This window comes from Ruegeria sp. BF7 (assembly GCF_056538605.1).
In genome coordinates this window covers 103,104-125,336 of sequence record NZ_JBQFTM010000001.1, presented here as the reverse complement: position 1 = coordinate 125,336, position 22,233 = coordinate 103,104, and the positions used below count along the sequence as shown (strand labels likewise).

The following is a 22,233-nucleotide window of genomic DNA, read 5'->3' as shown; positions in this document are numbered from 1 at the left end:
ACCTCCTCCTATACGCGGTTATCATAGCACATCCCCGCGCCGCGCAGGTCACGCGGCCTGAGCGTCCGATTGCTGGCGGCTCCACAACTGCGCATAGCGGCCTTCGCGTTGCAGCAGTTCGTCATGGGTGCCCTGTTCAAGGATTTCGCCCTGCTCCAGCACGACGATGCGATCAGCCTCTGCGATGGTGCTGAGACGGTGCGCGATGGTCAGCACGGTTCGCCCTTCCCCGGCCCGGGCCAGTGCGTCCTTGATGTCCTGCTCGGTATCGGTATCCAGCGCCGAGGTCGCCTCGTCCAGCAACAGGATCGGAGGGTTCTTGAGCAGCGTGCGGGCGATGCCAACCCGTTGTTTTTCACCACCCGACAGTTTCAACCCACGTTCGCCCACCTTGGTGTCATACCCTTCGGGCAGCGTAACGACGAAATCGTGGATCTGGGCGGCTTTGGCGGCGGCCTCGACCTCTTCCTGCGAGGCACCGTCGCGGCCATAGGCGATGTTATAGCGGATGGTGTCGTTGAACAGCACCGTGTCCTGCGGCACCACACCGATGGCGGAATGCAGGCTGTTCTGCGTCACGTCACGCACGTCCTGGCCGTCGATCTTCAGCGCACCGCCGGTCACGTCGTAGAACCTGAACAGCAGCCGCCCGATGGTGGACTTGCCCGAGCCCGTCGCCCCGACGATAGCCACCGTCTGACCCGCCGGTACCGTCAGCGAGATGCCCTTGAGAATTTCCCGATCCGCGTCATAGCCGAAATGGACATTGTCCAGCGTAACCGCACCGCCATTGACCACTAGGTCCGGCGCGTCGGGTTTGTCGGTAACTTCGGCGGGTTGCTCCAAGAGGTCAAACATCTGCCCCATGTCCACCAAAGACTGACGGATTTCCCGGTACACCGTGCCCAGAAAGTTCAGCGGCACGGTGATCTGGATCATGTAGGCGTTGACCATGACGAAATCGCCCACGGTCAACGAGCCGTTCTGAACCCCAACAGCCGCCAGAACCATCACCCCGATCAGCCCGCATGTAATCAGGAAAGACTGACCAAAATTCAGGAAGGCCAGCGAGTAAGCCGTTTTCAGCGCCGCCCCGGCATAAGCCTTCATCGACACGTCATAGCGTTCAGCTTCGCGCTGTTCCGCATTGAAATACTTGACGGTTTCAAAGTTCAGCAGACTGTCGATGGCGCGTTGGTTGGCCTCGGTGTCCTGATCATTCATCTCGCGTCGCAGCTTCACGCGCCATTCGGTGACGGCGAAGGTGAACCAGATATAGAAGCCGATGGTCACGGCCACGACGACCAGATACCAGACATCGAACAGCCACATCAGGATGATCGCCACCAGCAGCAGTTCCAGGATCAGCGGTCCGATGGAGAACAGCAGGAAGCGCAGCAGAAACTCTACGCCTTTGACACCGCGCTCAATGATCCGGCTGAGGCCCCCGGTGCGGCGCGTCACGTGATAGCGCATCGATAGTTGGTGAATGTGCTGGAACGTCTCCAAGGCCAGTGCACGCAAGGCGCGCTGCCCCACCGGGGCAAAGGCCGCGTCGCGCAACTGTTGAAAACCAACGGTCATCATCCGCGCCACACCATAGGCAACAGTCAGGCCCACGGCCCCCAATGCCAGCGGCGGCACGCCCTCACCGGCCAGCGCGTCGACTGCGCCCTTGTACAGGATCGGGGTGCAGACTGCGATCAGCTTGGCCAGCACCAGCATCGAAAGTGCGATCACGACCCGACGTTTAACCCAGGTCTCATCCTCGGGCCAGAGATACGGCGCGACCTTGCGGATCGTGCGCCAACCGGACTGGCGTTCGTCAGTTTGGGGCGTGTCGTCGGAATGCATCGGGGCTGTTCGTCTCATCACTTACCTGATCTGCGGTCAGAGATAGTCCCTGCCCTGGAAAGGGCCAGAGGCAAAGGGTTCATTCAGGGATCGTGAATATCTGACCGGGATAAATCAGGTCAGGATCGCGGATCGCATCCCGGTTGGCTTCGAACAGCCGCACATACAGAACACCATCGCCGAACCGTTCACGCGAAATTGCCCAGAGCGTGTCGCCCTTCTGCACGGTCACTGAACGAATTGACGGTGTGTCTGGAGCAAGTGCCGCCTCATCGGCCGCCTCAGCCGCGCGAAGGACCTCTTGCGGCTCGCGTTTGAACGGGGTTTCAAGGCGGCTGACCACCGTGCCGTCCGCGCCGACCTCATCCACGCGCAGGGTGTAGACGCCGGGCTCGACACCATCCAGTTCACTGCGCCATTTGCCGTCTTCAGCGGGGGTCAGGTCATCCACCAGCCGGTTGTCCAGATACAGACGTACAACCGAACCGTCCGGCACCCGGCCCGTCAGCTCGACATCACCGGTATTGGAATAGCCAATCGTGTCCAGAGCGACCTGATCCGGCGCCTGCGATTGTACCCTGGGCGCCTGCACCAGTTCGACGCCGTCTTCGCCGGATCGCAATACGGCGACCCCCTGGGGCTGAGCATCTTCTTCGGCGGCTTGCGTCGTCTGTTCGGCCTCAGCTTCTGGCGCGGGTGCATTGCCTGTTTCGGTTGGCGCGGGTGCAGCGACTGTATCTGATGCTGCGACGTCTTCGGTTTCCGTACTCTCCGGTCCGGCAGTTGCATTTTCCGCGGTTTCAACAGGCGCTGTGGGTTCGTCCCCCGGTTCAGACGCTGGCAGGGCCGCGATGACATAGTCATCCGAGCGTACCGGCTGTTCACCCTGCGTTTCCAGCGTCAGCCCGCGCGCGGTGACGGAAAACGGGATCGACAGGAATTCGGCAAACTGGCCGCTGGGGTCGACCGTGAAACTGTGGACCGGCTCACCATCCAACAGCACGTTAACCTCAGCGCCAGGCTCGGCCGTGCCGGACAGAACCGTATTTCCGTCCGGTTCGACAAATATCTGGTCCAGAGAAGGGGTGACCTGTGACGTAGCCTCTGCCGCGCCGTCTTCCTCGCCTGCAGGTGCCTCGGCTTCGAGTTCTTGTTCGGCGGGCTCAGACAAGGTGTTGTCTTCGGTGCTCGGAACCGCAACCTCGACCTGCGGTGCGGTCTCTTCGGGCGCGTCACCACGCATGCCGGACAGCAACAACCCGCCTGCTCCGACCACAACCACGATACCGGCGATCACACCCCAGACGACGGTGCCAGAGCTTGTCTCTCCCGACTCGGCGTTCATGTTTTTCCTTTCACTCCGCAGCGCAAGTGCTTTGTCTAAAACACGTTCTGCCTGACGGTTGAGCCAATCTATCAATCCCGCTATCAGGGGTCAAAACCTCAGGCACAACCCCGGAGAGTGTTCACGATGACTCAGAAATCTGTTTGTGTGTATTGCGGGTCACGTAATGGCGCAAATTCCGCCTATTCCGACGCCGCGAAGACCTTCGGCACCCTGCTGGCGCAGGAAGGCTGGCGGCTGGTCTACGGCGCCGGGGATGTCGGCCTGATGGGCGAGGTCGCGCGCGCTGCTCAATCCGCCGGAGGCGATACGTTCGGCGTGATCCCGGTTCACCTGCTACGGCGCGAAGTCGGCAAGACCGACCTGACCCGTTTTGTGATCACCGAAACGATGCACGAACGCAAAAAGGTCATGATCATGAATGCGGATGCGGTAGTGGTTCTGCCCGGTGGTCCGGGGTCGTTGGACGAGCTGTTCGAGGCCCTGACATGGCGACAACTTGGCCTGCACGAAAAACCCATTCTGGTTATGAATGTGGATGGCTACTGGGATGCACTGCGCGATCTGTTGCAGCAGGTTATCGGTCAGGGATTTGCCGACGGATCGCTGGCGGACTTCATCACCTGGGTCGATGATCCGACAGGCGCAATGTCCACCCTGCGTGGTTTCCTGACCTGATCTGGGAACGGGCGGATTCAAACCGCCCGTTGCACTTGCATTGTCTAGGCTGCCGGGCTCAGGCGGCTGGTCAGCAGCTTTTCAACCTTGTGAATAGGATGGTTGGTCAGGGTCTTATCGACCTCGGCCACAACCTTGGCCAGAACCTCGCTGTGAAGGCGACGGCGCAGCAAGCCCAGAACGTGCGGGCTGGCAACCAGCACCAGACGGTTGAATGCCCCCTTCAGCCCCTTGCGGTTCAACAGATTGGCAACATCCTGAACAAACAGGGATTTTGCATGGGTTTTCCAGTTTGGTTCTTCAACTGCCGATTTCTGGTTCGGCCCGGTATCAAAACGCCGCCCTGCCCGGTCGGTCGGGCGTGAGGACACGTCCTGCTCCTCAACCGAAACAACGACCAGATTGGGGTCTTCGGCATCGGTGATGTTTTCAACAAACAAAGCTTTTTCCCCATCGGCAATGACAACCCAAGTTCCCTGTTCAAGTGCGACCATCGTGCTCTCCTTGTTATGGCTGTTACGGCCATCCCTCATCCATCAGGCAAAGGTTCACCGCTACGCGACCAGATTGATCCGGTGCGTCGCCTGAATTTGTTTCAAATGGTTAGCGGTCTCTCCCTCCGCCTAACCTAAGGTAAGTACTGCGGGGCGTTGTGCAATCCCGTCTCAGGATGAAACTTTCTTCATCGGCGGGTTTTCTCCTGTCAGGCCGACAGTTCGATCACCGTGATCTCGGGCGTCACACCAAAACGCACTGGCAGGATCGAACACCCGATCCCCCCCGACACAACCAGATCACGATTGCCTTCGCGAACATGCCCATATGCGTAGCGGTTACCAAATCTCGAGGGCACCACGGGCGACCAACCAAACAAACGCACCTGACCACCATGCGTGTGCCCGGACAGGGTCAGCGCCACGTTTTCGGGCATTTTGGGGAAGATGTCGGGTTCATGAGCCATCATCACAACGGGCGCGTCATCGGTGACCTGCGCCATCGTTCCTGGCAAGTCATCCAACCCTTTGCCTTTTCCGTTGTGTCTGAATGCAAGCTGATCTTCCAGACCAGCCAGCCAGATGCCCAAATCGTCCAGCCGAACCGCTTCGTTGGACAGAACCCTGATGCCCTGATGCTGAAACGCCTCGGCAAATTTGTTCGGTCCTGCGCCGCGTCGCTGGGCATCCAGATCAGCCCACCAGTCGTGATTGCCCAGAACGGCGTAGACTCCGTTTCGCGCCTCCAGTTTCGCAAGCTCTGGGGCCAGATCTTTGGCGTCAACTTGTTCAGAAATAAACTTGTGATGGCCAGCATAGTCGCCCAGCAACAAGATCAGATCAGGCGCCAGAGCGTTGGTCCGCCGCACTACCTGCCGAACCCGGGCCAGCCCGACATAGGGTTCTCCGACATGCAGATCGGCAAGAACTGCGATCCTCAGAGGCTTGGCGGGCCAATCCGCGCGCTTTACACGCCATTTGCGCACGCGCAGCCGCACTAGAGGTTCAACGAAAAACCCCCAGGCGGCAATAAAAAGGCCTGCCAGCGTGGCCGCCAGCAAGCCCTTTATGAACCCCCGTCGGGTCAAGTATTACATCCGCGATGCAACGTTTTCCCAGTTCACCAGATTGTCGAGGAAGTTCGTCAGGTAAGCCGGACGCTTGTTGCGGAAGTCGATGTAGTAGGAATGCTCCCACACGTCACAACCCAGCAGCGCGGTCTGACCAAAGCACAGCGGGTTCACACCATTTTCGGTTTTGGTCACGGCCAGCGAGCCGTCGGCGTTCTTGACCAGCCACGCCCAGCCCGAGCCGAACTGACCGGCACCAGCGGCGCTGAACTGCGATTTGAATTCGTCAACCGAGCCGAAGCTTTCGGTCAGTGCCTTTTCCAGCTCACCGGGCATGGCGTTGCCACCGGGGCCCATCATCTCCCAGAACTGATTGTGGTTCCACAGCTGGCTGATGTTGTTGAAGATACCGTTCTGCGCAACAGCGTTTGCGTCATAGGTGCCAACGATGATCTCTTCCAGCGACTTGCCGTCCCACTCGGTGCCGGCGATCAGCTTGTTGCCGTTGTCGACATAGGCCTTGTGGTGCAGGTCGTGGTGATATTCCAACGTTTCCGCGGACATACCCTTGGCTGCCAGCGCGTCATGTGCATAAGGAAGATCAGGAAGTTCAAAAGCCATGTCGGCCCCCTGTGAAATAAAAGTTGCGGTTCCCAAGGGTTAAATGCTTTGGCAGCCGCCGCAGGTCAAGAGCCGAGACAAGAAAACCCGGAGGCAGGCAATGCTTACACAGGCGCGCAAGATGTTCTACCGCGCCCGCGGATACTATGCGGGCAATCTGAACGGAGAGCCGTTTCGCCTTGACCCCTATCATTCGAAATTCTGGCGCAAGGCCTCCGCCGGTGCTTGGGAACCGGAAACTTTCGCTGTGCTGGACAAGTTCCTGTCATCGGACAGTGATTTCCTGGACATCGGCGCCTGGATCGGCCCTACGGTCCTGTACGGTGCCCGCAAGGCACGGCATGTCTGGTGTTTCGAACCTGATCCCACCGCCTACCGGTATCTGGCTTGGAATCTTGATCTGAACGACATTCGCAACGTCTCGGCCTTTGGGGTGGCGCTGTCAGACCGGTTCAGCGTGGCCCGCATGGCTTCGGTGCGCGGAGAGCCGGGCGACTCCACCAGTTCCCTCCTGCATGACGGCCCGCATGGGTCTGATGCGTTGACCATTGCGTGGGATCAGTTCGCGACCACAAACGATCTGTCTGGCGTGTCGCTGGTGAAGATGGATATCGAGGGCGCGGAGTTTACAGTGCTGCCAACGCTGATCCCGTGGTTGAGGGAACACCGCCCCGCACTGTATCTCTCGACCCACGGCGGTTTACTTGAACCAGACATACGAAAGGCCCGCATGCAGGAAATCGCGGACCTCCTTTCGTTCTATTCCGATTGCAAGTCCGGCACCCAATCAGGTGTCAGCTTTGAAAGCTTGACGCGCGACCCGGCTGTGTCCGGCTTTGAAACGTTCTTGCTAACGGGTTAAAAAACCTCTTTCACCCGCCAGCATACGCCTTCTTTAATACAGAACGTCTCCGGCAATCGGCTTGCACACCCCTTTGCCATAAGGGCGGGTCGAGACGTTGGCCTGCGGGAAACCGACCTTCAAACCTATGGTATTTCGCTCTGGATCAAGCGTCGCCGTGTAACTGACCCGGTAATCGCCTGTAGCGAGTGCGCGCAGGGTAACCCGCCAGGACAATCGGTACTCACCTTTCCGCGTCTTCTTGAACTGCGCATCAACTGGAGTATTCGCCTTTATCCCCGCAAGTTCGTTTGAAGCGCGCACAGCGCCATCATAGGCCCGCGCACGTTTGTTTTCCGCATCTACGCTCAGATAAACCTTGTCTGGAACCCAACCCTGATCCTTTGTGCTGCGCAGGTCGCACTCGTAACTCTGTACCGCCGCGTGGGCTGCCGTCGTACACAAGCCAAAAGCCAGAATAAGGGACATGCGCTTCATTAAGTATACCTCGTTTCTATTGTTTGCGCCCGCACTTTGGGTCGCATTTATCTGTGATTTCATGTAGTTCGATTCTTGTCTGCGAAGAGGCCAACAAGACTTTTCCGTACTGTGTTATATTTCTTCTGCGAAGATGGCTGCATTTATGAACAGTCCAACTTCTTTAATTTTCGACATTCCCCCAAAACAACTTTCTGTCGCGCATTGCGCGAAGCCAAAGAACCACTTTCTCCAATTAGGTGCAACGCGATTCCACCGACCAACTCAGTGTTGAAAGAGGGTTTTTTACAAGATTAAGACTGCTCGGAAACAAGAAAGACCGCCCGAAGTGTCCGGGCGGTCCTAATTCTGGGCGACACATCGTAAGGTCAGTAAACCCCGACCTCACTGCCCGGCTGCGCCGCAACCTTCAGCAGTTTGAACGCGTAATCTGCGGCCGAGCGGAAACAGACGACGCGGAAGGTTTCGGCATCATCCATCCAAAACGCGCCCGCTATCTGCGCCAGCCGCGAGCGGCGGATCTGGCCGGGCTGGAATGCCTCGGCCGACAGATCGACCGGCGCGACCTTGCCCATGACCTCACGCGCGTTTGCGCCCGAGATACGGAACACCGCACGCGCGTCTGAGACGTTGACGGCGAGCGCATGTGTGCCGCTAAGCGCATTGTTCATTGCGGCCAGTTTGGCCTCGACCTCGGCGTAAGAAACAAGCACAAGCAACTCGTCAGTGGACATCCAGCAGACGCCGGTATCGCCGTTGACCAGAGCTTCGCGCTGACCGGGCATTTTCTGCCCGGTTGCGTCCTTGACGGCCTTTGCCAGTACCTTGTCGGACAGATCGCCCCGCAAGGTGATCATCCCCTGCAGGCCGCATTCCTCGACCTTGGCGATGCCGTCATAGCTGGCGTGGTTCAGTGCGCTTATGGGTTCAGACATTCTGCTTCTCCCCGTCTTTGTCAAAAAAGATCGGGTCTACGATCTTGGCTTTGTAGGTTTTACCATCCGTGCCCGGGAAATCGACGATTTCGCCCATGCGGTCGGGACCGTGTTTGATCAGGCCCATGGCGATGCCCTTGCCTAGGTTGGCCGAATAGTAGGTCGAGGTCACACGCCCGATCATGTTGCGCTGGCCATTGGCGTTGACGCCCTCACCGACTGCATAAGCACCGTCCGGGATGACGGAACCATCCACAGTCTCAAGACCCACCAGTATCCAGCGGTCCGGATCGGCCATATGGGTGCGCGAATGGGCGCGCTTGCCAAGGTAGTCCTCTTTCTTCTTGGACAGTGCCCAGTGCAGTCCCAGATCCTGCGGAATCACGGTGCCGTCGGTCTCGTCCCCGATCATGATAAAGCCCTTCTCGGCCCGCAGGATGTGCAGGCATTCGGTGCCGTAAGGCATGACACCGAATTCCTGACCTGCCGCGACAAGGGCATCCCAGAACGCCTGACCCTGAGATGCAGGGACCGCGATCTCATAGGACAACTCACCCGAGAACGAGATGCGGTAGGCCCGCGCATCGAACGCGCCGATCTTGCCATCGCGCCATTCCATGAAGGGCAGCGCCTCTTTCGACAGATCCATGCCGCCGCCCGCTTGCGCGTTCAACTTCTCCAGCACCTTGCGGGCGTTGGGGCCAACCACGGCAACCTGAGCGTATTGCTCGGTCACGTTGGCGACATAGACTTTCCAGTCCCACCACTCGGTCTGAAGCCACTCTTCCATGTGGCCATGGATACGCTCGGCTCCACCGGTGGTTGTGTGGCACAGCCAGGTGTCCTCATCGATACGGGCAACAACGCCGTCGTCGATCAGGAAACCGTTTTCCGAGCACATCAGACCATAGCGGCATTTGCCGACCTTCAGCGTGGACATCATGTTGGTGTACAGCATGTCCAGGAACTTACCGGCATCCGGGCCTTTGACGATCAGTTTGCCAAGCGTTGAAGCATCCAGCAGGCCGAGGTTTTCACGAGTGTTCTTTACCTCACGGTTCACGGCGTCATGCACGGATTCACCGGGGCGGACATAGGCATAAGTCCGGCGCCAGTGTCCGACCGGCTCCCAATCGGCGCCGTTCTTGTCGTGCCAGTCATGCATCGGCGTGCGGCGGATCGGCTGGAACACATCACCACGTGCCTCGCCGCCAATCGACGCCAGTGAGATGGGCGTGTAAGGAGGACGGAATGTGGTGGTTCCAACCTTGGGAATCTCCGCATCCAGTGCATCAGCGAGGATTGCCAAGCCGTTTATATTGCTCAGCTTACCCTGATCGGTCGCCATACCCAACGTGGTGTAACGCTTGGTGTGTTCGACACTCTCATAGCCTTCGCGCGCCGCCAGTTGGACGTCAGAGACTTTGACGTCGTTCTGGAAATCCAACCAGGACTTCATGCGCAATTGGACTTCGGCATTGGCAGGCATCAGCCAGACCGGCTCCATCGCGGCCTCTGCCGTGGTTTCTCCCTGCGGAGCCTTGGTGTTCTTCGGCTTGAAGCCAGCCGCCTTGGCTGCCGCCTTACCGGAAGCATGCGCGTCGGCCAGAACTTCACCCAATGCCAGCGGACCGTTCGACGCCCCAGCTGCCAGAACGAACCCTTCGCCATCTGCTCCCAGAGGTGGACGTGAGGGATCAGGGCGGAAATGGGCGTTTGCCTCATCCCAGATCAGCTTACCACCGCAATGCGACCACATGTGCACAACCGGAGACCAGCCGCCCGACATGGCAACCGCGTCGCATTCAACTTCTTCGCGAGCGCCGCCGATGCCTTCCTGATTGCACAGCGCGACCTTTTTAACGCGCTTGCCGCCCTTGACCTTGGCAATAGCTTTGCCCGGATCGACACGGATTCCGAGTTGACGCGCCTCTTCAGCCAGCGGACCCGCCGCAGTCCGCGCATCGACGATACGAAGAACGTCCACTCCGGCCTGTTGCAGGATAATCGCGGTCCGGTAGGCGTCGTCGTTGTTGGTGGCGACGATCACGCGTTCACCCGGGGTTACGCCCCAGTTCACAACGTAATCGCGCATGGCCGCGGCGAGCATCACGCCGGGCACATCGTTGCCTGCGAAAGACAGCGGACGTTCGATAGCACCGGTGGCGGTCACAACCTGCTTGGCGCGAATGCGCCACAGGCGGTGACGGGGACCTTGGACGCCCGGGGTGTGGTCGGTCAGGCGCTCATAGCCCAGCACATAGCCGTGGTCATAGACGCCTGCACCCATGCAGCGATTGCGCAGGGTGACATTGTCCATTGCTTCCAGTTCGGAAACCACTTGTTCCACGTACTTATCCACAGGCTCACCGTCGATAGTACCGCCATCAACCGGAGCACGGCCACCCCAATGCGCGGTCTGCTCGATCAGCATGACCTTGGCACCGGATTGCGCCGCAACTTTCGCGGCCTGCAGGCCAGCCACACCGCCACCGATCACCAGAACATCGGTGAAGTGGTAGAAGTGCTCATAGGTGTCCGCGTCACGGCTGTCCTTGTCGGGCGCTTTGCCCAAACCAGCGGACTGACGGATGAAGGGTTCGTAGACGTGTTTCCAGAACGGTTTCGGATGAATGAACGTCTTGTAGTAGAACCCGGCCGGCAGGAAGCGCGCGAATACAGTGTTCACCGCGCCGATGTCGAACTCGAGGTTCGGCCAATGGTTCTGCGAGATCGCCGTCAACCCATTGAACAGCTCGGTCGTGGTGGTGCGCTGGTTCGGCTCGAACCGGTTGCCCTGCCCCAGACCGACCAAAGCGTTCGGCTCTTCGGCACCACTGGCGACGACACCGCGCGGACGGTGGTATTTGAACGACCGGCCCACCATCATCTGATCGTTGGCCAGCAGGGCCGAGGCAAGCGTGTCGCCCTCATAGCCCTGCATCGAGGTGCCGTTGAAGGTAAAAGTGACCTGTTTCGACCGGTTAATCAGCCGGCCCTGTTTTGCGAGACGGGTGCTCATTTTGCGGACCTTTCGCAGGTGGAGGCTTCAAAGCCTCCGGCGGGAGTATTTTTGAAAAGACGGAGCATCAGGAAAACTCTCTCCATGTCCATCCCGGACGTTTGGCGGTGATGGCGTCCTTGATCTCTTGCGGCGGCTCAGTGGTTTGGGCCGAGTACGTGCCGAACACTTCCAGAGTGTTCGTGCAGCGGGCGGCGTGGAACCACTTGCCGCAGCCATTCGCATGGCGCCAGCGTTCAAAGTGAACACCTTTGGGGTTTTCACGCATGAACAGGTAATCGTGGAAATCGTCATCCGACGAGCCTGGACCGAAGCGCTTCAGATGCGCCTCACCACCAGCGGCCAGTTCGGTTTCTTCGGCATCAACGCCGCAATACGGGCAATTCAGGATCAGCATATGGTCATCCTTTTTGGCGGTCGGTCGGCACATGGGCCGACCTGAATTTTGTTAGCTGGCCACCTTGGGCAGAGCCCTTAGTGTGCCACCCCGGCGGCAACGCTCTCGTCGATGAAGCGGCCTTCTTTGAAGCGGTCCATCGAAAAGGCCTCGGTCAGCGGTGAATGGCCGGTGGCCATCAGCTGTGCCATGCCCCAACCGGACCCCGGGATTGCCTTGAAGCCACCGGTACCCCAGCCGCCGTTGATAAAGCAGCCCTGCAGCGGTGTTTTCGACAGGATGGGCGAGCGGTCGCCGGTCATGTCCACGATCCCGCCCCACTGGCGCAGCATCTTCAGGCGCGAGATCATCGGGAAGGTCTCGACCAGTGCGCGGACGGTTTCCTCGATGTGGTGGAAGCTGCCGCGCTGGGTGAAGTTGTTGAACCCGTCGGTGCCGCCGCCGATCACCATCTCGCCCTTGTCGGACTGAGACATGTATCCGTGCACGGTGTTGGCCATCACGACCACGTCCATGCAAGGTTTGATCGGCTCGGACACCAGCGCCTGCAGCGCGATCGCCTCCAGCGGCAGACGGAAGCCCGCCATCTCGGCCAACTGACCGGAATGGCCCGCGACCACGATGCCCAGCTTGTCGCAGTCGATGGCACCTTTGGTGGTGTCAACGCCGACAACCCGGCCGTTATCCGAACGGATGCCTTTGACTTCGCACTGCTGGATGATGTCCATCCCCATGGCCGAACACGCACGTGCATATCCCCAGGCCACGGCGTCGTGACGGGCGGTGCCACCGCGTTCCTGCCACAGCGCGCCCAGAACCGGATAGCGCGGGCCGTCGATGTTGATAATCGGCACCAACTGCTTCACGCGCTCGGGGCCGATCCACTCGGTCTTGACGCCTTGCAGAGCGTTGGCGTGCGCCGTGCGCTGGTAGCCGCGGATTTCGTGCTGGGTCTGGGCCAGCATCATGACACCGCGCGGGCTGAACATGACGTTATAGTTCAGATCTTGGCTCAAATCTTCATATAGGCCGCGCGCTTTTTCGTAGATCGCCGCCGACGGATCCTGCAGGTAGTTCGACCGGATGATGGTCGTGTTCCGGCCGGTGTTACCGCCGCCCAGCCAGCCTTTTTCGATGACGGCAACGTTCTGGATGCCGTAATTCTTGCCAAGGTAATAGGCGGTCGCCAGACCATGCCCCCCAGCGCCAACGATGATGACGTCATAGCGTTTCTTGGGTTCGGGCGAGCGCCACGCGCGCTCCCACCCGGTGTGATAGCGCAGGGCCTCCCGCGCCACAGCAAAGGCTGAGTAGTGTTTCATGAGCGAATCCATCCGGTTCGGTGATTGGCGCAGGTATGCCGCGTGCGGACAGTTTAGCCCTGCCACACAACGCCACAATATCGAACTATTGCGACATCCGCCCGATTATTGCGACATGACGTCCTCGCGCGGCCATTTGCCCCTTTTTTCGCCCCGCCGAGAGGTCTAAGTCAGGGCAGCCATATCGGAGTAGCTATGTCGTTCCTGGTCGTCACAATTTTAACCGCGCTGCTGACGGCGCTGATCTTGGGCCTGTCTTTGCTGCGTGGTCGCAAAACACGCGAACCCGCAGCGGCATATGACCTGCGCGTTTATCGTGAACAGTTGGCTGGCGTTGACAAGGATTTGGCGCGCGGTGTGATCGGCGAGGCCGATGCCGAACGGGTCCGCACTGAAATCTCGCGTCGCATTCTGGCCGCAGACGCACAGATGCAGGCCGGAACCAAACAGGCCGGGGCACCGGTATGGGCCACCATTGCCGCCTTTGTTGTCATAGCTATGATCGTAGTGGGCGGCGGTGCTGAAATGTACCGCCAGATGGGTGCCGCCGGTCTTCCGGATCAGCCTCTGTCCCTGCGCAAAGAGCAGGCGGAAGCCCTGCGTGCCGACCGCCCCAGCCAGGCCGAGGCCGAAGCCGCAGCGCAACCCGCCGAGTTGCCGCAGCTGGACGATAGTTATGCCAATCTTTTGGGGCAATTGCGTGACACTGTTGCAGAACGCCCGGACGACCTGCAGGGCCATATCCTGCTGGCGCAGCACGAGGCGAATGCAGGCAATTTTCCGGCCGCTTACAAAGCTCAGAAACGTGTGATTGAACTGTCCGGCGATGAGGTTCCGGCCGATGCATATTCGCATTTGGCCGAGATGCTGATCCTGTCCGCGGGCGGCTATGTGTCGCCCGAGGCGGAAGAGGCGCTGAAGCAGGCACTGCAGCGCGACCCGCGTCATGGTCCGGCCCAGTATTATTTGGGGCAGATGATGGTTCAGATCGGGCGCCCCGACGTTGGATACCGAGTCTGGGTCGATGCCCTGCGCGATGCTCCTGCCGGCGCACCATGGGCGGAGGCCATCCGCGCGCAACTGGACGAGCTGGCCTTCCGCGCGGGTGTATTCAACGCGCCGGACATCCCCGCCCCCGCTGCCACCGGTCCCAGTCAGGATGATGTTGATGCCGCCGCCGCGCTGACTCCGGAAGAGCGGCAAGAGATGATCAGGGGCATGGTCGACCAACTGTCTGAACGCCTTGCCAGCGAAGGTGGCTCGCCCGAGGAATGGGCCCGTCTGATCGCAGCCCTTGGCGTTTTGGGCGAGGGTCAACGCGCCATCGATATCAAAAACGAGGCGATGGAAGTCTTTGCAGGTAACGCCGATGCTCTTGAACTGATCGACGCCGCCGCATTACAGGCCGGGATCGCACAATGATCCACGACGCGTTCGAGGAATTCGCAACCGCGCTGCCGCCGACGACCGCGCTTATGGGGCTGGATCTGGGGGAAAAAACCATTGGCGTGGCGGTGTCGGACCGAATGCGCGGCGTGGCCAGCCCTCTGGAAACCGTGCGGCGCAAGAAATTCACGCTGGATTCCGCCCGCCTGCTTGAAATCATCGCCGACCGCGAGATCGGTGGCGTCATCCTCGGCCTGCCGAAAAACATGGACGGAACCGAAGGCCCCCGCTGCCAATCGACCCGCGCCTTTGCCCGCAACCTGTCGCGCCTGACCGAAGTTTCGATCGGTTTCTGGGACGAGCGACTCAGCACCGTTGCGGCCGAAAAAGCGCTTTTAGAGGCGGATACGACACGAAAACGTCGCGGAGAGGTTATCGATCACGTCGCCGCAGGCTATATTCTGCAAGGAGCGCTGGATCGGCTGCGCTTTCTGTAACGGACGGAGTACGCCAATGACCGACATGGTTTGGAAAAGGAACGAGGTTGAAAGCCCGTGCGTCCAAATCTGTGTCGTACACCCGACCGAACGCATCTGCACCGGCTGCTTTCGCACGATTGATGAGATTTCGCGCTGGTCCAAAATGGACAGCACCGAACGTGCAGAAATCATGGATCAACTGCCCTCGCGCAAACCCCGTCTGGCCAAGCGCCGCGGTGGTCGTTCCGCGCGTGTGAATAACACTTAACTATTTCTGGAAATCCGTCTGGACTGAACCTGCGCCGCTGCAGGCTGGTAAGAACTTCGAGGGGGACAAGTTCGAACACTTGTGGTGAGTGAGTGGCAGTCCACAGCGGCGCGCTTCAGAATTTGCGTCCTTCCGAAGTGGTACGGCGGAAGAACACGCTCTGTGTAGTCATTTTTTGACCAACCAGTCAAGAATAAGGCGGCTTACCCTAACGTCAGTTTAAGCCTCCCTTTACCGCCTCATCCGGCGGCAAGCCAGGATTTGGCGTTTTCGATCTCTTCCGAGGGAAAGAACTGGGTGCGCGTCCCCAGAATATGGCTGGCCGCTTTCTGCGCGATATGCTGCCAGGTTTTGTCCCCCACGATGGCGGCGCGGTTCAACAACCCGGCGTGTTTGCGCACCAATTGGAAGTGTGACGCCAGCGCCGTAAGTCCCTGCCAGCCATCGAATTCGCGCAGATCAATCAGCAACCGAAAACCGTTTTTGCCGACCAGCAGATTGTCCAGATCCAGCTCGGCGCGCGCATATTCCTCGGGGTCCAGCTTTCCCAGCAGGCTGACCTGAACACAGGGGCTGCCCAGGTCGATTACATGGATGGCTCCCAATGACTCGCGCATCCAGCGGCGTGCGGCCTCCAGTTCCGACAGTTCGAAGACCTGAACCGGGCATGGCAGGATCGGAGAAGCCAGACGGATACCGGTCTGCACCCAGCCCTGATCCGCAGCTACGGCAATCCGGTCGAACCCACGCCAATGGCTGAGACCCAGCTTGGTGTCCGCCCAAGCAGCGCCCAGGTCGTAGCCTTTGAACTCGGGCTGAACCACGGCTAGCAGGCGCACCGTGTCATTGTCGGCCAGCGCGGACTCAATCGCGGGAACCAGAACTTCACTGTAATCTTTGCTGGTCACTTCGCCGGACAGCTCAACCTCGAGCAGCGCGCCGTCGGAATTTCTGTGGACCGTAATCATCTGGCAAAGCCTCCAAACCGTAATAATGGCAGGACGTTAGGCGGATTCGATCCATTCGGCTACTCCCCCAGCGCATTCTGGGCGGAAATAGGCGATCATCCGTCCATCCGGCCCGGCCGATGCATGCGCACCCCACGGTGCCACCCCATGCAAGCAATGACGATGCAGCAGATAGGCCTCGCCAGGTTTGGCGGGCAGTTCGATGCGCGCGCAGGTATCAAACACCTCGCGCCTGGCCGCCTGATAAATGTCGGTGATATCGACCTGATGCAGGCTGTCGTCGGGATGACTGTCCAATGCACGGGCAAACGCGGCGCGCAGGACTTGGTGGCTGCCCTCCCACAACACCAGCGGTGCAGCATCCACGCTGGCGTCCGTAAGGGGAATGCCCAGTATCCAGGCATGAGGCTCATCCACTCGCCGACGACGGTCCGGCCCCATCGGGCGCAACCCATCCACATGCGCCGCGTCCCGTTTCAGGCGATACCGCGCTGCGCTTTCGCTTTCACCCCGCCGAGGCTGCGGATAGCCGGGATAGATCACCGAGACCTGCCCCTTGTGCAACGGCAGCTCTCCGTACTGTTGAGTGATGTAGTCCATGGCCTGCCCGGACAGAGCGCCTGACTGCCCGACCCGACCTTGAATGTCGTTGTCCAATGCGTCCACACCGATGAACCACGTCCCTTCACAATCCATCCATTGTGCATGAGTCGGGTCAGTGACAGAGGCGCGGGCCGCCAGCAAAGCGTGCCCCACCCAATCCGCCAGCACGGGGTCGTAGGGAAACTTGATCCAGCCCTTTTCGTGAAAATCGCTCATAATCCCAGCGCCTTTCGTAACATGTTCAGGGCGACCAGCGTCAGGAACACTGCAAAGACGCGCTTGAGCGGTTTGGGGTCCATGGCGTGGGCCAGCTTCACCCCCCAGGGCGCGGTGATCATGGTCATGGCGACGACAATAGCAAAGGCAACCAGATTGACCGCACCGATGGTCAACGGTGGGCGGTGTTCCGGTGCGATATCCAGGAACAGAAAGCCCAGAACAGAAGGAACCGCGATAATCACGCCGAACCCAGCTGCCGTGGCCACAGCGCGGTGGATCGGCGTGTTGAACAGGCTCATCAGCGGCACACCGAAACTGCCACCTCCGATCCCCATCAGCACCGACAGAAAGCCCACTGATGGGGACAGCACCGCGCGGCGGATGCCCTTGGGCATTGCATCACCCAGCCGCCACTCGGATTTTCCCAACCCAAGATAGGCCCCGATGACCATCCCAAGAATACCGAACAGCGCCTGCAGCGCCTCGGTCCGCAGCGCCGTGGCCACAAGCACGCCAATAATTGCGCCCACGGCAATGCCCGGCCCCCAGCCGCGCAGAATATCCCAGTCCACCGCGCCTTTCTTGTTATGCGCCAGCACAGAACGGATCGAGGTTACAATGATCGTCGCCAAAGACGTCGCCAGACACAGCTGCATCAGCTGTGGGCCGCCATATCCAAGCGTCTGGAACGCATAGAAAAACGCGGGTACCAGCACGATTCCACCGCCAACGCCCAGCAATCCGGCCAGCACTCCGGCCAGCGCCCCGATCACAAGCAATAGGCCCAGCATCTGGGCCAGCAACATCGTCTCGGGCATCTTTCCCCCTTACCGATCTTCGTTCCTTCAAACCTCTGCCAAAGGCGCCACGTGCTCCAGCGCCCGCAGCATCACTTCGGGGCCAGCGCCCTCATGCACTGCGCCTTCGGACAAGGCTCGCCGCCACGCCCGCGCGCCGGGACGCCCGGCGAACAGGCCCAGCATATGACGGGTGATCTGATGCAACCGCCCCCCTTCGGCAAGGTGGCTTTCGACATAGGGCACCATATTTTGAACAACATCAGTCGGGTCAGTCACTTGCCCTGTTCCGAAGATCACAGTGTCAGCCTCGGCAAGAATATCGGTCGGCTGGTGATAGGCGGCTCGCCCGATCATGACGCCATCCAGCCCCGCATCGAGATGCGTTCGCGCCTCATCCAGCGAAACAACGCCACCGTTGATCGAGATATGCATATCAGGAAACGCCGCCTTCATCCGGTGCACCAGATCATAGTCCAGGGGCGGAATATCCCGGTTCTCTTTCGGGCTGAGCCCCTGCAGCCATGCCTTGCGCGCGTGGATTGTCACCCGCTGGCACCCCGCGGCACGGAGCTGTTCCAGAAACGCGGGCAAAACTTCTTCGGGGTTCTGTTCATCCACGCCGATGCGACATTTCACGGTTACGTCGACATCCACCGCTTCCCGCATTGCGGAGACACATTCCGCCACCCGCCCCGGCATTTTCATCAGTACCGCCCCAAACGTGCCGGATTGCACCCGATCCGAGGGGCAACCGCAATTCAGGTTGATCTCGTCATAGCCCGCATCCGCCCCAAACCGCGCCGCCTGTGCCAGTTCCTGCGCGTCGGAACCACCCAGTTGCAGCGCAACCGGGTGCTCTTGTGGGTTGTAGTCCAACAGGTGCATCGCGCCACCCCGCACCAGCGCCGGAGCCGTTACCATTTCGGTATAGAGTAAGGTTTGTCCACTCAGTAGCCTGTGCACGTAGCGGCAGTGGCGGTCGGTCCAATCCATCATGGGTGCCACGCTTAAACGCGCCGCTTTTTGTGCGTTATCTTTCAAAGCGTTAACTCCATGCACTTCTAAATGTCGTGTAGCACGATTTCCTCGGATTTCACGGCGTTTCCGGGGGTTTTCGATTCGAGCGTGCTACGGTGTAGCACATCCGGAGAGCACAAACAGCGGCTCGATTGCTGCTGGTTCCTGAGCCTGGCACCCCCTTTCCCTTCCTTCCGTTGCCCCCCGGAAATCGGCTATAAAACCCCGAATATTTTTGGGTATTCGAACCGGCTTCCCCATCACCGAAACCAAGATGGGACGTATTCCATGACCAAACTCAACGACAGCACGCAGCGCCTTCTCGCGGCCATTTCTGCTCAGAATGCCCGCCAACCCGCAACGGCTCAGAATGCTCTCGAAAGCCGGGAGTCCACCTTCGGAAGGCTGCCAACGAGAGGCCTTGCACCGATATAATCGCTTAAGCTCGGGGTTGGTTATTAAGTGTTTGAATGGTGATCGTTTAGTCATGCGCAGAGGCTTCGGAGGCACTCTGCCCGGCTCAAGAGGCCTTCTGACAAGACCGATCAGGATGTTCAGTAAATCACGTTGAGCATCAGCAGGGAAACCACCAGGAACAGAACGGTCATAACGCCTCCGGATCGCACAAAGTCCATTACCTTATAACCCGCCGGCCCCATAATCAGTGCGTTTACCTGATGGGTGGGTATGATGAAGCTGTTCGAGGTCGAAATCGCAACAGTTAGCGCAAAGACGGCTGGGTTACCGCCAGCGGCTACCGCAATCGAAACGGCAAGAGGCACAAGCAGGACAGTGGCTCCGACATTTGACATAACCAGTGAAAACGTCGTGGCCAGTATCGCGACGCCAGCTTGAAGCGCCCAAATGGGCCAACCGTTCAAAATGATCATGATTTGCTGGGCGATCCACGCCGCAGTACCAGTATTTTGCACCGCTTGTCCCAGCGGTATAAGGCATGCCAGCAGAAAAACCGTGTTCCATCCCACCGCTCGATACGCCTCATCGACACTGAGTACACGCGTGAGCATCATTCCGGCTGCACCTGTCAGAAGGCAAAGGGATAAACGAACGTCGGTAAACAGTATCAGTGACAGCGAAATCGCAAAAAAGGCCAAAGCCCAACCGACCTTCTGTGGTCGCAATTCATCTTGCGGAAAATCCGTTGTCACGACCACAAAGTCAGGGTCCCGTTTAATCCGCATCAGGTTGTCCCACCTTGTATGTGCAACAAGCATGTCACCAGCGTGAAATTCTTCTAGCCCGATCTGAGTGGACTCATGCGTTTCAGTCTCTACATGGCTGAGCGTTTCTTCTCCTCGGTGAATAGCGAGCAGTGACATGCCATATGTCTTGCGAAACAAAAGCTCGCGGGGGCATTTCCCGATCAGCTTGCTGTCAGGTGTCACAACGACTTCGGCTATTCCAGCATTTGTTGGTGCAAATTCTTCGACGAAGATATCCAGTTCAGGTAGAACAGTCAGATCGAATTTTTCTGCGAACTGCTCGACAACCAGGCGATTTCCTATGATGGCAAGCCTGCACGGGGCAGCGATCTCGGCCGTCAGGACCTGGACCATAGAAGTTTTGCCGCGATAAAATGTGGATATTATGTAGAGATGGTTTTCATGGTTTATGTCAGCCAGTATCTGCCCAACCAGCGGGCTCTTTTCCGGCACGATTACCTCGAAAACATCCGCCTGCAACCCGTAAACCCGTTGCAGGTATTCCTGCGTACCTTGCCCTGTGCCTGTATTTTCAGATCCGGCATCTCCGGGCAGTACCCAGCGTCCCAACAGCAGAAAATACCCGATCCCGGTCAGGATTAAGACCGCACCGATTGGCGTCACCGAGAACAGTCCGAAAGGTTGAATTTTCTGGCCTTCGGGCAGGCCCTCATTTGCAGTTTGGACCAGGTCGTTCAACAGGATCAGCGGAGATGAGCCAACCATTGTCATCGTGCCGCCAAGGATTGCGCAAAACCCCATGGGCATCAGCAGGCGGGATAGGGGTATTCCTGACCTCGAGGAAATGCGGCTGACGACTGGCAGAAACAACGCAGCCGCCCCGACATTCTGCATGAATGAAGAAATAACCCCGACCGTACCTGAAACGATCGGCAATACCCGGTTTTCAGCTGTGCCACCATATTTGAGAATGACCGCAGCGACCTTGTTCATGATACCGGTTTTGTCCAAACCAGCACCGACAATCATGACCGCGATTATAGAAATCACAGCGTTCGAAGCGAATCCATCGAACAGGTGCGTAACATCCGCAAGATTCTCAAGCCCCGGTGCGTAGCTGAGAAGACCGACGAGAACCAGAACCAGTATGGCTGAGAGGTCAATTCTGACAATTTCTGAAACGAACAGGAAGACGGTGAAGGCTAACAACACGCAAACCACACCCATTTCAAACGTAAAGGCAACTTGTTCCACGGATTTCACCGAGACTTTTGTTTTTTGGTTATTGTGAACACCTAAACTATCGCGCTTGCGCTGTCATGATGTTTCGTTTTTCGCAATAAAAACGAAACAAAGTTTCGATACTTGACCGCCGACTTTGGTGAACTGCCAACCAAATACAAGATGCGATCTGATTTAGTAGTTTCTGAAGCTGCTTCAGTCTGGATCGGTGTGGTAATCGCCACCCAGTTTAAGCAAAGCAAACGAAGGAACCGAACTCAACGCAATCTGCCTTTTGCGGACAATACCCAAGCGCCGGGATGCTGCTTCGCAACTGATCCAAAGCAGACGGTGCTGTCAGGCAAATTTGAACCAGTCTCAGCCAGGCCAGTAGAGCTGTCCTTTAGCCCGCGCCAAGTTGACGCCACTCGGCCAGAACGGCGGCGCGGTTCAGCTTGAAAGTGTCTCGGCTGGTGAAAGATCTTTCCTGGTTGAAATGGTTGAAGACGGAGGAGTGTACTGCGGCAGATTTCTGCAAACTTCGCATGTGCCTGAAATGCTGCATTGCGCATTCATTTCGTCGGAACGGCAAGTGTGAGTTCTCAACTCGATTATTGAGCCGCCTGCTCGTTTACTGTTTTTCCCTGACACCAAGCTCTCTGAGCGCGCGCGATATGACGCGAAACGATCTGAAACGATTTCACCAGCAGTATCGTGTCGCCTCATCAATTGTATGAAGAATTTCAATGCCGCCCGCTTGTTTCGATGTTTTGGGGCCACGGATTCGAGAACCTCGCCCCATGATCAACGGCGTGACACAGGTAGCGCCGTTCGCCATTGATCTTCACAAACACTTTGTCGAAGTACCACTTCCACTTTGAGTATACCCGCAATTGCTGCACTGCAGCTTCCACGAACCGGGTCTTAAAGAAGGGTTTGTGGAGCGCGAAGTTCATCAATGTCCCTATGAGTTGCTTAAGTTAAGTCGAACCTCGCGCATTCGGAAACTAA

At 58.6% G+C, this 22,233-nt stretch carries 20 protein-coding genes and 1 pseudogene; 5 read left to right on the top strand and 16 right to left on the bottom strand.

Annotated features, from left to right (window positions below):
• Positions 1-48: 48 nt before the first annotated feature.
• Complete coding sequence (locus tag ACR0IK_RS00595) at positions 49-1,872, bottom strand: ABCB family ABC transporter ATP-binding protein/permease (protein WP_480640061.1); 1,824 nt, start codon at positions 1,870-1,872, stop codon at positions 49-51.
• A gap of 61 nt (positions 1,873-1,933) precedes the next feature.
• Complete coding sequence (locus ACR0IK_RS00590; RefSeq protein ID WP_480640059.1) at positions 1,934-3,199, bottom strand: LysM peptidoglycan-binding domain-containing protein; 1,266 nt, start codon at positions 3,197-3,199, stop codon at positions 1,934-1,936.
• 126 nt (positions 3,200-3,325) lie between these two features.
• Between ACR0IK_RS00590 and ACR0IK_RS00585 the strand changes: the two genes are divergently transcribed.
• Positions 3,326-3,877, top strand: coding sequence for an LOG family protein (locus ACR0IK_RS00585; RefSeq protein ID WP_480640057.1), 552 nt, complete (start codon positions 3,326-3,328; stop codon positions 3,875-3,877).
• A 44-nt stretch (positions 3,878-3,921) separates the two neighbouring features.
• Here the strand turns inward: ACR0IK_RS00585 and ACR0IK_RS00580 are convergent, their stop codons facing one another.
• From ACR0IK_RS00580 to ACR0IK_RS00570, 3 genes are all read right to left on the bottom strand, one after another.
• Positions 3,922-4,371 carry a host attachment family protein gene (locus ACR0IK_RS00580; RefSeq protein ID WP_480640055.1) on the bottom strand — a complete coding sequence of 150 codons (450 nt, stop codon included), beginning with the start codon at positions 4,369-4,371 and terminating at the stop codon, positions 3,922-3,924.
• A 209-nt stretch (positions 4,372-4,580) separates the two neighbouring features.
• The gene (locus tag ACR0IK_RS00575) at positions 4,581-5,459 is read right to left on the bottom strand and encodes a metallophosphoesterase (protein ID WP_480640053.1); all 879 of its coding nucleotides are present in this window, start codon (positions 5,457-5,459) and stop codon (positions 4,581-4,583) included.
• 3 nt (positions 5,460-5,462) lie between these two features.
• Positions 5,463-6,062 (bottom strand): superoxide dismutase, encoded by a 600-nt coding sequence (locus ACR0IK_RS00570; RefSeq protein WP_480593284.1) that lies wholly within the window; start codon positions 6,060-6,062, stop codon positions 5,463-5,465.
• A gap of 100 nt (positions 6,063-6,162) precedes the next feature.
• Here ACR0IK_RS00570 and ACR0IK_RS00565 point away from each other — a divergent pair, with 100 nt between their 5' ends.
• The gene (locus tag ACR0IK_RS00565; RefSeq protein ID WP_480640050.1) at positions 6,163-6,924 is read left to right on the top strand and encodes an FkbM family methyltransferase; all 762 of its coding nucleotides are present in this window, start codon (positions 6,163-6,165) and stop codon (positions 6,922-6,924) included.
• 33 nt (positions 6,925-6,957) lie between these two features.
• Here the strand turns inward: ACR0IK_RS00565 and ACR0IK_RS00560 are convergent, their stop codons facing one another.
• The 5 genes from ACR0IK_RS00560 to ACR0IK_RS00540 all read right to left on the bottom strand — a co-directional run bounded on the left by ACR0IK_RS00560 (position 6,958) and on the right by ACR0IK_RS00540 (position 13,077).
• Positions 6,958-7,401, bottom strand: a complete 444-nt coding sequence (locus ACR0IK_RS00560) for a hypothetical protein (RefSeq protein ID WP_480640049.1) — start codon at positions 7,399-7,401, stop codon at positions 6,958-6,960.
• Positions 7,402-7,769: 368 nt separating this feature from the next.
• Positions 7,770-8,336, bottom strand: a complete 567-nt coding sequence (locus tag ACR0IK_RS00555; protein WP_480640047.1) for a sarcosine oxidase subunit gamma — start codon at positions 8,334-8,336, stop codon at positions 7,770-7,772.
• On the bottom strand, positions 8,329-11,358 hold the full coding sequence (locus ACR0IK_RS00550) for a sarcosine oxidase subunit alpha family protein (protein ID WP_480640045.1): 3,030 nt from the start codon (positions 11,356-11,358) through the stop codon (positions 8,329-8,331). The genes ACR0IK_RS00555 and ACR0IK_RS00550 overlap by 8 nt, the downstream gene beginning before the upstream one ends.
• Before the next feature lie 67 nt (positions 11,359-11,425).
• Positions 11,426-11,755 (bottom strand): sarcosine oxidase subunit delta, encoded by a 330-nt coding sequence (locus ACR0IK_RS00545; RefSeq protein WP_480597076.1) that lies wholly within the window; start codon positions 11,753-11,755, stop codon positions 11,426-11,428.
• Positions 11,756-11,832: 77 nt separating this feature from the next.
• Positions 11,833-13,077 (bottom strand): sarcosine oxidase subunit beta family protein, encoded by a 1,245-nt coding sequence (locus tag ACR0IK_RS00540; protein WP_480597073.1) that lies wholly within the window; start codon positions 13,075-13,077, stop codon positions 11,833-11,835.
• 195 nt (positions 13,078-13,272) lie between these two features.
• Here ACR0IK_RS00540 and ccmI point away from each other — a divergent pair, with 195 nt between their 5' ends.
• Genes ccmI through ACR0IK_RS00525 form a run of 3 tightly spaced genes read left to right on the top strand, consistent with a single transcriptional unit; the run spans position 13,273 to position 15,210 of the window.
• Complete coding sequence (gene ccmI, locus ACR0IK_RS00535; RefSeq protein ID WP_480640042.1) at positions 13,273-14,499, top strand: c-type cytochrome biogenesis protein CcmI; 1,227 nt, start codon at positions 13,273-13,275, stop codon at positions 14,497-14,499.
• A complete protein-coding gene (gene ruvX, locus ACR0IK_RS00530) occupies positions 14,496-14,960 on the top strand; it encodes a Holliday junction resolvase RuvX (protein ID WP_480597069.1) in 465 nt (154 codons plus the stop codon). The genes ccmI and ruvX overlap by 4 nt, the downstream gene beginning before the upstream one ends.
• 16 nt (positions 14,961-14,976) lie before the next feature.
• A complete protein-coding gene (locus ACR0IK_RS00525) occupies positions 14,977-15,210 on the top strand; it encodes a DUF1289 domain-containing protein (protein ID WP_480597066.1) in 234 nt (77 codons plus the stop codon).
• A gap of 239 nt (positions 15,211-15,449) precedes the next feature.
• Here ACR0IK_RS00525 and ACR0IK_RS00520 read toward each other — a convergent pair whose 3' ends face one another.
• From ACR0IK_RS00520 to ACR0IK_RS00495, 6 genes and pseudogenes are all read right to left on the bottom strand, one after another.
• Complete coding sequence (locus tag ACR0IK_RS00520; protein WP_480640040.1) at positions 15,450-16,178, bottom strand: SpoIIAA family protein; 729 nt, start codon at positions 16,176-16,178, stop codon at positions 15,450-15,452.
• Positions 16,179-16,214: 36 nt separating this feature from the next.
• Positions 16,215-16,997: a hypothetical protein gene (locus ACR0IK_RS00515; RefSeq protein WP_480640038.1), complete on the bottom strand. Its 783-nt coding sequence runs from the start codon at positions 16,995-16,997 to the stop codon at positions 16,215-16,217.
• A complete protein-coding gene (locus tag ACR0IK_RS00510) occupies positions 16,994-17,818 on the bottom strand; it encodes a sulfite exporter TauE/SafE family protein (RefSeq protein ID WP_480597059.1) in 825 nt (274 codons plus the stop codon). Before ACR0IK_RS00510 ends, ACR0IK_RS00515 begins: the two co-directional genes overlap by 4 nt.
• A gap of 27 nt (positions 17,819-17,845) precedes the next feature.
• A complete protein-coding gene (gene dusA / locus ACR0IK_RS00505) occupies positions 17,846-18,841 on the bottom strand; it encodes a tRNA dihydrouridine(20/20a) synthase DusA (RefSeq protein ID WP_480640036.1) in 996 nt (331 codons plus the stop codon).
• A gap of 530 nt (positions 18,842-19,371) precedes the next feature.
• Positions 19,372-21,255 carry an SLC13 family permease gene (locus ACR0IK_RS00500; protein ID WP_480596308.1) on the bottom strand — a complete coding sequence of 628 codons (1,884 nt, stop codon included), beginning with the start codon at positions 21,253-21,255 and terminating at the stop codon, positions 19,372-19,374.
• Between the two features lie 370 nt (positions 21,256-21,625).
• A pseudogene (locus ACR0IK_RS00495) lies at positions 21,626-22,127 on the bottom strand (DDE-type integrase/transposase/recombinase); the annotation flags it as partial.
• Between the last annotated feature and the right edge of the window lie 106 nt (positions 22,128-22,233).